We start from the raw sequence: 12295 nt of genomic DNA, 5'->3' as shown, positions 1-12295 counted from the left end.
GAAAGAGGACGAAACATATGAAATTTTTCTTGATCGCAGGAGCGGTTAATGGACTGCTGGCCGTCGCTTTAGGCGCTTTCGGGGCACATATGCTCGAAGGCCGAGTAGCGGATAAATATTTGGATACGTGGCAAACAGCAGTGCAATACCAGATGTTCCATTCAATCGGCTTGATCGCCGTCGCCATCTTGATGAGCTCGGCGCTCATCGGCCCGCTCGGTTCACTCAGTTGGGCCGGGTATTTGATGCTTGCCGGCATCGTGGTTTTCTCGGGAAGCCTTTATGTCCTGAGCTTGACGGGCATCAGCGTGCTTGGGGCCATCACGCCAATCGGCGGCGTCGCGTTTATCGCGGGATGGGTCATGCTCATCATCGCTGCCATGAAAACATTATAATGCGAGAGAAAAGCTGCCTGCAGAGCACATGCAGGCAGCTTTTTCATATCGGCGTGAACATTTCCATTGCTCAGAAAAATGGAAATTTCAGCAGATCATATTAAGTTTCTGTAAATATGTTGTATCCCTATTGCAGCTAGTCATACAATGGATAAGGTTTGATTAACGGATAAGGATGTAGATACATATGAAACAGCAAGCTCATATTTTTGACATACATGTGATGCGGGCAGTCGGCTGCCTCATGGTCGTGCTTGTGCATGTATCCGCGCTATATTATGTCCAGCGCGGTGAATGGGAGGATGTCATTTTATTCCTCAACCAGGCGAGCCGTTTCGGCACACCGATCTTTGCCATCGTCAGCGGGCTCTTATTATTTTTACAGGTGAAGAATAAAGGGTTTTTCTTCCAGCGGTTCTTTACTTCGCGTTTGAAGAAAATCGTCATTCCCTTCCTGTTCTGGACGGCCTTTTATTTGTTTTACCTTTGGCTGGTTTTCGGGGCAAACCCGCTGGATGGGGGCATCAAGCGCTTTTTGTTCGAAGTGGCGTTTGGGGAGACATATTCTCACCTTTATTTCATTTCCATCGTGCTGCAATTCTATTTAGTTTTCCCTTTGCTGCAATTGATCAAGGGCAAAGCCGCTTGGATGATTGCATTGATAGCATCAGCCCTCATCCATGTTTACGCGATGAAGTTCATGGAACCGTCGCAATTCGGTGGGCTGGCCGGGCTCATAATGGAACAGCGCGCCTTTTTGCCCAAATGGATTTTCTTTTTCATCTTCGGCGGGTTTCTTGCCTATAACTGGGAAGCGGCGAAACAATGGGCGTATAAATGGAGAGTCGGCTTATTTGTCGGTATACTGTTAATCCTCTATTTCGCAGCAGTCGAATATGAATGGGGACGTTACATAGGGTCCAACCGGGTTTCCAATATCCTCAATTTGCCGATCCTTATTTTGTTCATCATGGCGATTTCTGAAAAAATTGCACGGAATCCGTTGCTGCACACCCTTGCATCCAAGCTGGGGGCCATGTCGATGGGCGTTTATTTAATCCATCCGTTCGTCATCAATATGCTGCAGCGCAATTTGCCCGAAGGCGTATGGACGCTTTCCCTGTTTCCGGTATGGTATGTAGCGGTGATGGCCATTACAGTCGGGCTCATCATGCTCGTCCAGAAATTGCCGTTCGGCCGCCTTGTATTGACGGTGCCTTCCGTCAAGAAAGTCAAGCCGGTCACAGACAGCGGCAATAAGGGCTTGACGGAAGCCTGATTTGGTTCGGGGATCGGAACGTAAATAAGGCTCGGGAAAGATGAAAAGCCTTATTTTCCGAAGCTTATCGCACGGCTCCGCGGGCTCGCGCCCAAGCCTCCTCGACCGCTTCGCTGCCTGCATATTGCAGGCAGCTTTTTTATTTTATGGAACTTAGCAATTGCTTCAATTTCTCAGGATTGTCCACTTTCAGCGCAATTTGCGAGACTGTGCGGGTTTTTCCGAAAAACAGCACCGCTTGCTGTGGAAGCTTGAAATCGATCACCACTTCAGGCTCCGGCTCTTCGAAGTCTTTAGCTACGAATTCCAGTGCATCGGCTTCAGGTTCAGCGCCCCAACGCACCGACTCGATCGAATCGAGTGGCACGCTGATCCTCTTGTTCAACCCTAACGATACATTCAACTTGCCGTTCTTGACGGTTAAGGGGTTCAAGCGGGTGGCTTGGATGTCACCGATGAAATAGATGACGCTATAGACATTCAAGACGAGCAGGATGATGGAGAGCAAAGCGGATTTGTCGTGCAGCCACCAATGGATGCCGATGGTCTCGATGATGATGGCGTGGATCAGCATAAGGGTAAATGCGATGGAACTGGTGTTTTTATGGAGCGTAATGGCCCTCGGGTCATCTGTGGGACGCTTTTTCCAGGTGAAGAAAGCGTAATAGAAAGCGAGTGCTTCGGATAATATGATATTGATGAGTGGATTCGGTTTGATGTTTCTGTATACAGCTGGAAACAAGGTGAACAGCGGGCTGCCCGTCTCCTTGGCCATATCACGCCGGATTCTCGGGATCTGGATGAGCAACAAGGCAAGCAGCGCAAGTTCGGCTGCCAGTACGAGCACTTCAAACGCAGCGCCGAAATAGAACAGCAAGGCAAACGGTTCGAAATAAAGAGAGGGAATGATGAAGCGTGCCGCGATTAACCCAGCCGCAATGAAAGCAGCCAATTGCTTGGCATTCAGGCGAAAAGAAGCGAGCAGCAATAATGGCGCGACGATGGCAAAGTCGACCAATGAGCCGGCAACGAGCCAAAACGTGTCATCGGGTACGACAGCAGCCGAAAAAGGGGAACGGTAAACCAGGAAATTGCTGAAGAGGACGAGCAGCAATAAAGCGAAAGCCCATTTTGCATAGTTTGTCTGGCGCATCACGAACATACAAACACCCCGTTTTTCTTTTAATATACCCGAATCGATGCAGCAAGTGGCAGGAAAAATATGGCGAATTCAAGAAAAGTGTGAACATTCTGAAGGGGCGTGAATGGGGTTCTGTGGCTCAAAAAAGCCGCCCCCCAGTGAAGGGGAGCGGCAGTATGGATGAATTTAGACTTCGAGGAATTTCACGGTTTTTTCTTTGTCGAGAATCGTGCCGACATAGAATGAGCCGAATTCGCCGTAGCGGGCGGAGACTTCGTCGAAACGCATTTCATAGACAAGCTTCTTGAATTGGAGAACGTCTTCGGCAAATAAAGTAACGCCCCACTCGTAATCATCGAATCCGACAGATCCGGAAATGATCTGCTTGACCTTGCCTGCGTAGCTGCGGCCGATTTTGCCGTGTGACAGCATCAAATCTTTGCGCTCCTGCATCGGCAGCATGTACCAGTTGTCGTTGCCTTCGCGGCGCTTGTCCATCGGATAGAAGCAGATGTACTGGGAACGTTGGAGTTCCGGGTACAGGCGCGAACGGACATGCGGGTTTTGGTATGGGTCTTCGTTGCTTTCGCCTGCCAGGTAATTCGACAATTCCACAACGGAAACGTAAGAATAGGTCGGCACGGTATAGGCGATCAAAGTCAATTTATTGTACTCGGTTTCGAGCTCGCGCAATTCATCCATCGTTTCACGCAAAAGCATAAGCATGATATCAGCTTTTTGCCCGATGATGGAATAAAGGGCGTGGGCACCGGTTTTGTTTTCATCGGCTTGGTTGACTTTTTCCATGAAAGTATTGAATTCGTCAATCGCGAATTGACGCTCTTCATCGGTCAACATTTTCCAAGCGACCCAGTCCATGGAACGGAAGTCATGGAGCACGTACCAGCCGTCTAATGTGATTGCTGCTTCATTCATCAGTAGAACACTCCTTTTATGTGAATCTCTCTTCCACAGTTTATCATATGCAAGACATAAGTTCCTATCCGAATGGGGCCTGTCACCAATTTGACATGGGCATAGCGCCTTTTCAGCCTGCATGGAAAAGGGTAAACTGAAAAGAACGAACATAAAAGAGGAGAATGACAGCATGGCTTTATTTATGGAAGACAAAAACTGGCGCTTTTGGGACCAGTCGCTGAGTGCACGCAAGCGGTCAGCGCTCGAATCGTTCGCGGCGGATGATACGCTGTGCGAATTGGTCGGTTCACAGAAAAGCCAGCCGACAGTCCGGACCTGGGTGCACGATGACACGGTCGTGCTTGGCATACAGGACCATCGCTTGCCGCATATCGATCAGGCGATGGAGGTCCTGAAGAGCAACGGCTACCAGGCGATTGTCCGGAATTCCGGCGGCCTTGCCGTCGTTCTTGATTCCGGCGTGTTGAATATCTCCATCGTCCTGTCGGAAAAAGAAGGCGCCATCGACATTCCGCAAGGCTACGATATGATGGTCGAACTCGTCGAAGCCTTGTTCCCGGAAGCGGAAATCGACGCCTACGAAATCGTCGGTTCGTATTGCCCCGGAAGCTATGACCTGAGCATCGGCGGCAAGAAATTCGCCGGCATTTCCCAGCGGCGCATCCGCCGCGGCATCGCCGTGCAAGTATATTTGTGCATAGAGGGAAGCGGGGCGGAGCGGGCGGAAGTGATCCGTGATTTCTATGAAGCAGGCAAGCAAGGGGAAGAGACGAAGTTCAGCTACCCAGAGATCCAGCCGGACGTGATGGCGTCGCTCAGCGAATTGCTCGGCCGCGACATCACAGTTCCTGAAGTGGTGCTCGATTTGCATGCGCTGCTCGGTTCGCCGGCCCCGATGCCGCTTCAGGAAAATGAATTTGAACTGTACTCGTTTTATTTGAAGCGGGTGCTTGAACGCAATGAAAAAATGCTTGAACGGACGCTTGAATGAGCGTGCGATTCGTGTAGAATAACCAGTACGATTCGAGGAGGAGTGCCCGTGAGCTACGCTACACAGAAATTAGTTGAAGAAAAAGTGTTCAAAGATCCGGTTCACCGGTATATCCACGTGCGCGACCAAGTGATTTGGGACCTCGTCAATTCAAAGGAATTCCAACGCCTGCGCCGCATCAAACAACTCGGGACATCCTACCTCGTCTTCCACGGGGCGGAGCATAGCCGCTTCAACCATTCGCTCGGCGTCTACGAAATCGTCCGGCGCATCTCGGACGATGTCTTCCACGGCCGCCCGGAATGGGATGAAAGCGAGCGCTTGACGGTCTTATGCGCAGCGCTTCTTCACGACCTCGGGCATGGGCCGTTTTCGCATTCATTTGAAAAAGTCTTCAATGTGGATCATGAGGAATTTACGCGCGCCATCTTGACAGGTGATACAGAAGTGAACGCCATCTTGAAAAAAGTATCCGCGGATTTTCCGGCACATGTAGCGGAAGTCATCGCCAAAACCTATTCCAATAAACAAGTCGTGTCGCTCATTTCCAGCCAGATCGATGCCGACCGGATGGATTATTTGCAGCGTGATGCCTATTATACCGGTGTGTCGTACGGCCACTTCGACATGGAACGCATCTTGCGCGTCATGCGGCCGCTCGATGACCAAGTCGTCATCAAGTCGAGCGGCATGCACGCGGTCGAGGACTACATCATGAGCCGCTACCAAATGTATTGGCAAGTGTATTTCCACCCAGTGGCGAGAAGCGCGGAAGTGATTTTGCGGAAGATCTTGCAGCGAGCCAAGGAATTGAGCGAAAGCGGTTATCAATTCCAGCAGCCGCCGACCCACTTTCTCGCCTTTTTCGACCGCAGCTTCACGCTCGCCGATTATCTGGCGCTCGATGAAGGGGTCTTGATGACCTACTTCCAGTTGTGGATGAACGAACGCGACCCGATCCTTGCCGACCTATGCGATCGCTTCGTCAATCGCCGCCTGTTCCAGTACGTCGATTTCGATCCGGGGACGGATTATAAGAAACTCGGGGAGCTTTCGGCTTTGTTCAAGAAAGCGGGCATCGATCCCGAATATTATTTGATCGACGACTCGACTTCCGATTTGCCCTATGATTTCTACCGGCCGGGGGAAGAGGAAGAACGGCTGCCGATCCAGCTATTGATGCCAAACGGCGATATCAAGGAACTCTCAAGGCTGTCGCAGATCGTCGACGCCATTTCCGGCAAGCGCCGTACCGATTATAAATTGTACTTTCCAGCGGAACTGCTCATCGACGGCAAGAAAAAAGCCGTCAAGCAGCAAATCCTGGAAATGCTAAGAGAAGGAGGGGTTTAGTTGCTCCAAGAACACGCAAGAATCGTCGATTTCATCGCGACGGCCGAAGGAGTGACCGGCCGCAAAAAACTGCAGAAAATGGTCTATATCATGAAAAAGCTCAATGTGCCGTTCAAAGAGAAGTACGAATTCCATATTTACGGCCCGTACTCGGAAGAATTGACGGCACGCATCGAGGAATTATGCGATATGGGCTTTTTATCCGAAGCACTTGAAGACAAAGGCTCCTATGTCCAATATAAATACGACGTGACGGATGAGGGCATGGAATTCCGCAATGCTGTCGGCGCTTCCATCCCGAAAAATCCCGAAGTCGCCGCTTTGCTCAATGCCCAAAGCGCGCGTTTCCTGGAACTGGCCTCGACGCTTTTATACTTCGGCCATCTAGAGCGCGGCGAACAAATCGCCAAATTACATAGCGTCAAAGGCAAGCTCAATTTCACCGAAGCTGAAATCGGAGAAGCTTACCGCTTTCTAGACGAACTCGAGCAATTGAAGCTTTCGTAAAAACGTACTCAATACTCATAGTCGATTATACTGTTGTTATAGTCAGCATAAGTAGCTGAGATGTTGACGAAATTCCTATTCATCTCTCAAACTATAGGCGGAGCTAAGGGGGAGGCCGACGCCTGGGGGATCGCGCGGGCTGGCGAGACAAAGGCGGCGTTCTTCCGCCTTGGCCGGGCACCCGCCCCGTTCCCGGGCAGCTGAAAACACGACGTCCTGTCGCGTCAGCTGCATGACTCGCTTCCTGCGAGCCTCAAGCAGCTCCTGAAGCGTAGTCGAACAGCGGAAGGTGCAGTGAGATGAGCCCATCCATTTGCGCATAAAAAAACTCCCCGAGGGGAGTTTTTGTCTACTCTTCGCTCAACAGCTTGCCGTTGACCGCGTACTCGCTTTTCTTCAAGTCTTCGAGGAAGACGACAACTTTTTCTGTCGGTGCACCGGTCGTTTCGGAAACAGCGGCCGTCACTTTCTCGACAAGCGCGCGTTTTTGTTCAGCGGTGCGTCCTTCGATCATTTTTACAGTTACGTATGGCATAATGGATGCAGCTCCTTTTCATTGGATGTTAGGCTTATCATATCAGAATGGAGGAATTGTACAAATGGCAAATGAAGAGAAACCGAAAAAGAAATTGGGATTCACCATCATAAAAGACGATCCAACTGACGGACACAAGGGCTATGGCATCGGTTCCCTATCACTTGAGAACGTTTCGCCGCTCATCATCGACGTCGAAGAACAGGACGCGGTGCTCGATATCGGCGCGATGCATGCAAGGAGCCAGACCGAACGCGGCATCAAATTCACGACCAATCGCGCAGACTCCGCTGGCGGAAAAGATTATTGGCTTGTATGGATCACCATCGACTTCAATCCGGCAGGGCCTTACTATGCGGGCGTCACGGCATGTGAAATGGTCGTCAACCGCGAAAAGCGCCGCGGCTATAAAATACTGGCCGACCACGTCAATCTGATGGACAAATCGATGAAGCGCAAAATCATCGTCGACCATATGGATGCGCCGTCGAAAAAAGTGCTCGCCGATTATTTGAAGACCCACAATCCGGAAATGTGGGAACGCAGCTCGGAACAATTGCACAATGACCTCGCGCAATAAGCGCGGATTCTTGAACGAAATGTGAAACCTGAAATTCGGTCCTTCAGGCAGTTGAAGTTGAACCGAAAAGAAAGTAAACTGAGAGTACAGCTTTTCATCTAGAAAGCTAGGACACCTGATAGCGGGCAAGTGCTATGAGCCATTGCGACAAACCCAAGCCCAATGCCTCATGTCACTTCCTCCGCGCCCATCAGGCCAAAAAGGTTTTCTGTGCAGGGAATCGATTCCCTTTGCAGAAAGCCTTTTTGCATGCGCTGAATCCCGAATATGCCCAGGCCATGACAAAAGTAGGCGCATCTATTCAATATGCATAGTCCACGCCGAATCGGGTAAAGAAAAGTGGCGGAAAATTGTATTGCACTTTTGCGGAAAACACTTATACTTTGTAAAGTGATTTCAATCTGATCAATAAAGGAGTTTGATTATACATGGCAGGATTCTGGTATACCGAAAAACAAACCGAAAACTTCGGGATTACAATGAAAATCAATAAAACGCTTCATACAGAACAAACAGATTTCCAATATTTAGAAATGGCTGAAACAGCCGAATGGGGCAATATGCTGTTCTTGGATGGCATGGTCATGACTTCTGAAAAAGACGAATTCGTCTACCACGAAATGGTGGCGCACGTGCCTTTGTTCACGCACCCAAACCCGGAGAACGTATTGGTTGTCGGCGGAGGAGACGGAGGCGTCATCCGTGAAATCCTGAAACACCCTTCTGTCAAAAAAGCGACGCTTGTCGATATCGACGGCAAAGTCATCGAGTACTCGAAAAAATTCTTGCCATCGATCGCATCCGGTTTGGAAGATGCGCGCGTTGAAGTGATCGTCGGCGACGGCTTCATGCACATCGCGGAATCGGAAAACGAATTCGACGTCATCATGGTCGATTCCACTGAACCGGTCGGGCCGGCAGTGAATTTGTTCTCGAAAGGCTTCTACGCTGGCATCTCGAAAGCCTTGAAAGAAGACGGCATCTTTGTGGCACAATCGGACAACCCGTGGTTCACGCCGGATTTGATCAAGCAAGTGCAAAGCGATGTCAGAGAGATTTTCCCAATCACGAAATTATACCTCGCGAACATCCCGACGTACCCAAGCGGTTTGTGGTCGTTCACGATCGGTTCGAAAAAATACAACCCGCTGGAAGTGCCGGCTGAGCGATTCCACGATATCGAAACAAAATATTACACGCCGGAACTGCACAACGCGGCATTCGTTTTGCCGAAATTCGTGAAAGATTTGACGGGTGAATAAGATGCGCTTTGACGAAACTTATTCAGGAAAAGTATTCATCAAAAGCCATCCGAATTACGAAGAGTCGAAAGCAGTCCTTTACGGCATGCCGATGGACTGGACCGTCAGCTACCGCCCGGGATCGCGTTTTGGCCCGAATAAAATCCGCGAAGTCTCGATTGGGCTGGAAGAATACAGCCCGTACCTGGACCGCGAGCTTGAAGATGTGAAATTTTTCGATGCGGGAGATATCCCACTGCCATTCGGCAATCCGGAAAAATCTCTTCTCGAGATCGAGACTTATGTGCACACGTTGTTGGCTGACGGGAAAATCCCAATGGGCATGGGCGGCGAGCATTTGGTGTCGCTGCCGGTCATGAAGGCGGTCGCGAGCAAATACGACGATCTTGCCATCATCCATTTCGATGCCCATACCGATCTCCGTGAAAACTACGAAGGCGAAGAATATTCGCATTCAACGCCGATCCGTAAAATTGCCGATCACATCGGCCCGAAAAACGTATACTCGTTCGGCATCCGTTCAGGAATGAAAGAAGAATTCGAATGGGCGAAAGAGCAAGGCATGCATTTGTACAAATTCGAAGTGCTCGAGCCGTTGAAACAAGTTCTGCCGACACTCGACGGCCGTCCGGTCTATATCACAATTGATATGGACGTGCTCGACCCGGCACATGCACCGGGGACAGGAACAGTCGACGCAGGCGGCATCACATCGCGCGAACTGCTTGCTTCGATCCATGCCATCGCAGCATCGGGCGTCAACGTCGTCGGCTTCGACCTCGTTGAACTCGCGCCAGTTTACGATCATTCCGATCAAACAGCGAACACCGCAAGCAAACTCATCCGCGAAATGATCCTTGGGTGGGTTAAATAAGAAAAGCGGAAGCGCCTGTCCAGCTCCGACAGGCATAAGACGGTCTGGCGAAGCGGCGCTTTTCAGCCGCACAGCCAGAATGGCTTATGACCCGAGGAGCTAGGCGCTGGAGCTAGACAAGAAGAAAAGCGCAAGCGCATAGCTACTTTCAAAACCTAAAACAAAGCCGGCCTATTAAATCATAGGCCGGCTTTGTTTTGCCGAAAATTAAGTTATGGCAATACAAGACACTTTTTTATTTATAGAAGCAGTGAAGGCTAGCTCGGATTAGATTGAAAAACCGGCGGCAATCGGGCTATAATGAAAAGGTTATTATTTATCGGAAAGGCGGATGCATATGAAGAAATCGGTGAAAATCAAATTGACGACGGTCATCCGCCAGCCGGGTGCCGAAGATCAAGTGATGGAACTGCGTTCAGAAGGCGTTCTGACCGAAAAAAACGGTCGCCGCTATCTACAATACGATGAGCGGCAGGACGATCTCGATATCCGGACAACGGTCAAACTCGGTGAAACAGATGCTGTCGTGATGCGCAGCGGAGGCTTGCAGATGCGCCTGCCATTCCTATTGGATAAGGAACAGACCGGCAATTTGCGCCACGGGGAAGAATCGTTCATGCTCACGACCAAAGCGCACGAACTCATCATGACGGAAAGCCGTTTCAAGGTGCGCTACGATTTAGCGTTAGGAAACGACTTTGCCGGCGAATACGAGATGGAAATACAGTTTACGGAGGGAACCAGATGAACGCAGTAGAACAAGTACAGCAAAACATTAAACAGGCGATCGCCGAAGCGGTCCAAAAAGCGGGGCTTACAGAAGAACCGGTCCAGGTCCAATTGGAGTCGCCGAGAGATAAAGCAAACGGCGATTATGCGACGAACGTGGCGATGCAATTGACGAAACTCGCGAAAAAGCCGCCGCGCGCGATCGCCGAAGCTATCGTAGAAAACCTGGATACTCAGTCGGCGAATATCGAGAAAGTCGATATCGCAGGCCCTGGTTTCATTAATATCATCATCAAGAAAGATTATTTGAACGATGTCATCAAGACGGTCCTTGAGCAGGGCGCAGAATACGGCCGTTCGAACTCAGGCAACAGCGAGCGCATCCAAGTGGAATTCGTCTCGGCGAATCCGACAGGCGATCTTCATTTGGGACACGCCCGCGGCTCTTCTGTCGGGGACTCCCTGTGCAATATCCTGGACCTTGCAGGCTATGATGTATCCCGTGAATATTACATCAACGATGCAGGGAACCAGATCAATAACCTGGCCTTGTCGATCGAAGGGCGTTATTTCGAAGCGCTTGGGAAAGGCGAAAGCATGCCAGAAGATGGCTACCGCGGACAGGACATCATCGATATCGCAGCGGCGCTTGTTGAAGAGCATGGCGATAAATTCCTCCATATGACAGAACAGGAACGTTACAAAGCCTTCCGTGAGCACGGCTTGAAAGTGGAACTCGCGAAACTGCAGAAAGACTTGGCTGATTTTCGTGTCCATTTTGATGTGTGGTATTCGGAAACCTCCCTTTATGAAAACGGCAAGATTGATGCGGCCCTGAAAAAACTGCGCGACAATGGCCATATTTACGAAGAAGACGGTGCGACTTGGTTCCGCTCGACGACATTCGGCGATGACAAAGACCGCGTGCTCATCAAGAACGACGGCACGTACACATATTTGACGCCGGATATCGCTTACCATGAAGACAAAATCCAGCGCGGCTTCGACAAGCTCATCAATATTTGGGGAGCTGACCATCATGGGTATATCCCGCGCATGAAAGCGGCGATCGAAGCGCTTGGCTATGACCGCGATACGCTCGAAGTGAGCATCATCCAAATGGTGCAATTGTATAAAGACGGCGAAAAGATGAAGATGAGCAAACGTACCGGCAAAGCCGTCACGATGCGCGAATTGGTCGAATTGGTCGGCCTTGATGCGGTCCGTTACTTCTTTGCGATGCGCTCTGGCGATTCGCATATGGACTTCGACTTGGATTTGGCCGTATCCCAGTCCAACGAGAACCCGGTTTATTATTCCCAGTACGCGCATGCGCGCATCTGCTCGATTTTGCGCCAGGCTGCTGAACAGGACTTCACCGCTTCAACTGAGCATCTGGAACTGTTGGCACACGAAAAAGAAATCGAAGTTCTGAAGAAGATCGGCGATTTCCCGCAAGTCATCGCAGACGCCGCGAAACTTCGCGCGCCTCACCGTGTCACGACATATATCCACGAATTGGCTTCGAGCTTCCACAGCTTCTATAATGCCAATAAAGTGCTCGATGCCAGCAACGAAGACTTGACGCGTGCACGCCTTGCCTTGATCGAAGGGGTTAAGACAACACTCGCAAACGCCCTGAAGACCGTCGGCGTCCAAGCTCCTGAAAAAATGTAGAAGACAATTAGCGCTTTCGGTGTATAATGGAGT

Annotated in this window: 13 protein-coding genes; 10 read left to right on the top strand and 3 right to left on the bottom strand. The window is 50.4% G+C overall.

Annotated elements, in window-relative coordinates:
* The first annotated feature begins 17 nt into the window (after positions 1 to 17).
* Positions 18 to 395 carry a DUF423 domain-containing protein gene (locus BBI15_RS13020; protein ID WP_068870138.1) on the top strand — a complete coding sequence of 126 codons (378 nt, stop codon included), beginning with the start codon at positions 18 to 20 and terminating at the stop codon, positions 393 to 395.
* Between the two features lie 187 nt (positions 396 to 582).
* Positions 583 to 1674, top strand: a complete 1092-nt coding sequence (locus tag BBI15_RS13015) for an acyltransferase (protein WP_068870136.1) — start codon at positions 583 to 585, stop codon at positions 1672 to 1674.
* Between the two features lie 139 nt (positions 1675 to 1813).
* Here BBI15_RS13015 and BBI15_RS13010 read toward each other — a convergent pair whose 3' ends face one another.
* Both BBI15_RS13010 and hemQ read right to left on the bottom strand, forming a co-directional pair.
* Positions 1814 to 2836, bottom strand: coding sequence for a hypothetical protein (locus BBI15_RS13010; protein WP_084632894.1), 1023 nt, complete (start codon positions 2834 to 2836; stop codon positions 1814 to 1816).
* 165 nt (positions 2837 to 3001) lie between these two features.
* Entirely contained in the window at positions 3002 to 3751 is a 750-nt protein-coding gene (hemQ, locus tag BBI15_RS13005) for a hydrogen peroxide-dependent heme synthase (protein WP_068870134.1), read from the bottom strand.
* A gap of 172 nt (positions 3752 to 3923) precedes the next feature.
* Here hemQ and lipL point away from each other — a divergent pair, with 172 nt between their 5' ends.
* Genes lipL through BBI15_RS12990 form a run of 3 tightly spaced genes read left to right on the top strand, consistent with a single transcriptional unit; the run spans position 3924 to position 6605 of the window.
* Entirely contained in the window at positions 3924 to 4745 is an 822-nt protein-coding gene (gene lipL / locus BBI15_RS13000) for an octanoyl-[GcvH]:protein N-octanoyltransferase (RefSeq protein WP_068870132.1), read from the top strand.
* A 48-nt stretch (positions 4746 to 4793) separates the two neighbouring features.
* Complete coding sequence (locus BBI15_RS12995; protein ID WP_068870130.1) at positions 4794 to 6098, top strand: HD domain-containing protein; 1305 nt, start codon at positions 4794 to 4796, stop codon at positions 6096 to 6098.
* Positions 6099 to 6605 (top strand): YwgA family protein, encoded by a 507-nt coding sequence (locus tag BBI15_RS12990; RefSeq protein ID WP_068870128.1) that lies wholly within the window; start codon positions 6099 to 6101, stop codon positions 6603 to 6605.
* Positions 6606 to 6954: 349 nt separating this feature from the next.
* Here the strand turns inward: BBI15_RS12990 and BBI15_RS12985 are convergent, their stop codons facing one another.
* Positions 6955 to 7140 carry a 2-hydroxymuconate tautomerase gene (locus tag BBI15_RS12985; protein WP_068870126.1) on the bottom strand — a complete coding sequence of 62 codons (186 nt, stop codon included), beginning with the start codon at positions 7138 to 7140 and terminating at the stop codon, positions 6955 to 6957.
* Between the two features lie 64 nt (positions 7141 to 7204).
* Between BBI15_RS12985 and BBI15_RS12980 the strand changes: the two genes are divergently transcribed.
* The 5 genes from BBI15_RS12980 (at position 7205) to argS (ending at position 12262) form a co-directional block, all read left to right on the top strand.
* A complete protein-coding gene (locus tag BBI15_RS12980) occupies positions 7205 to 7720 on the top strand; it encodes a YwhD family protein (protein WP_068870124.1) in 516 nt (171 codons plus the stop codon).
* A 428-nt stretch (positions 7721 to 8148) separates the two neighbouring features.
* Entirely contained in the window at positions 8149 to 8982 is an 834-nt protein-coding gene (speE, locus tag BBI15_RS12975; RefSeq protein ID WP_058382917.1) for a spermidine synthase, read from the top strand.
* 1 nt (position 8983) lies between these two features.
* A complete protein-coding gene (gene speB, locus BBI15_RS12970; protein ID WP_068870122.1) occupies positions 8984 to 9856 on the top strand; it encodes an agmatinase in 873 nt (290 codons plus the stop codon).
* Between the two features lie 337 nt (positions 9857 to 10193).
* Positions 10194 to 10604 carry a YwiB family protein gene (locus BBI15_RS12965; RefSeq protein ID WP_068870120.1) on the top strand — a complete coding sequence of 137 codons (411 nt, stop codon included), beginning with the start codon at positions 10194 to 10196 and terminating at the stop codon, positions 10602 to 10604.
* Positions 10601 to 12262: an arginine--tRNA ligase gene (gene argS / locus BBI15_RS12960; protein WP_068870118.1), complete on the top strand. Its 1662-nt coding sequence runs from the start codon at positions 10601 to 10603 to the stop codon at positions 12260 to 12262. Before BBI15_RS12965 ends, argS begins: the two co-directional genes overlap by 4 nt.
* The last annotated feature ends 33 nt before the right edge of the window (positions 12263 to 12295 follow it).

Origin of the sequence: Planococcus plakortidis (assembly GCF_001687605.2) — a bacterium.
Taxonomy (GTDB): Bacteria; Bacillota; Bacilli; order Bacillales_A; family Planococcaceae; genus Planococcus; species Planococcus plakortidis.
This window is presented reverse-complemented; position numbering and strand designations above follow the sequence as displayed.

What these genes read in the sequence shown, in the direction of transcription:
- BBI15_RS13020 (WP_068870138.1), top strand. Translation starts at nt 18, where the DNA reads ATGAAATTTTTCTTGATCGCAGGAGCGGTTAATGGACTGCTGGCCGTC.
- BBI15_RS13015 (WP_068870136.1), top strand. Translation starts at nt 583, where the DNA reads ATGAAACAGCAAGCTCATATTTTTGACATACATGTGATGCGGGCAGTC.
- BBI15_RS13010 (WP_084632894.1), bottom strand. Translation starts at nt 2,836, where the DNA reads ATGTTCGTGATGCGCCAGACAAACTATGCAAAATGGGCTTTCGCTTTA.
- hemQ (WP_068870134.1), bottom strand. Translation starts at nt 3,751, where the DNA reads ATGAATGAAGCAGCAATCACATTAGACGGCTGGTACGTGCTCCATGAC.
- lipL (WP_068870132.1), top strand. Translation starts at nt 3,924, where the DNA reads ATGGCTTTATTTATGGAAGACAAAAACTGGCGCTTTTGGGACCAGTCG.
- BBI15_RS12985 (WP_068870126.1), bottom strand. Translation starts at nt 7,140, where the DNA reads ATGCCATACGTAACTGTAAAAATGATCGAAGGACGCACCGCTGAACAA.
- BBI15_RS12980 (WP_068870124.1), top strand. Translation starts at nt 7,205, where the DNA reads ATGGCAAATGAAGAGAAACCGAAAAAGAAATTGGGATTCACCATCATA.
- speE (WP_058382917.1), top strand. Translation starts at nt 8,149, where the DNA reads ATGGCAGGATTCTGGTATACCGAAAAACAAACCGAAAACTTCGGGATT.
- speB (WP_068870122.1), top strand. Translation starts at nt 8,984, where the DNA reads ATGCGCTTTGACGAAACTTATTCAGGAAAAGTATTCATCAAAAGCCAT.
- BBI15_RS12965 (WP_068870120.1), top strand. Translation starts at nt 10,194, where the DNA reads ATGAAGAAATCGGTGAAAATCAAATTGACGACGGTCATCCGCCAGCCG.
- argS (WP_068870118.1), top strand. Translation starts at nt 10,601, where the DNA reads ATGAACGCAGTAGAACAAGTACAGCAAAACATTAAACAGGCGATCGCC.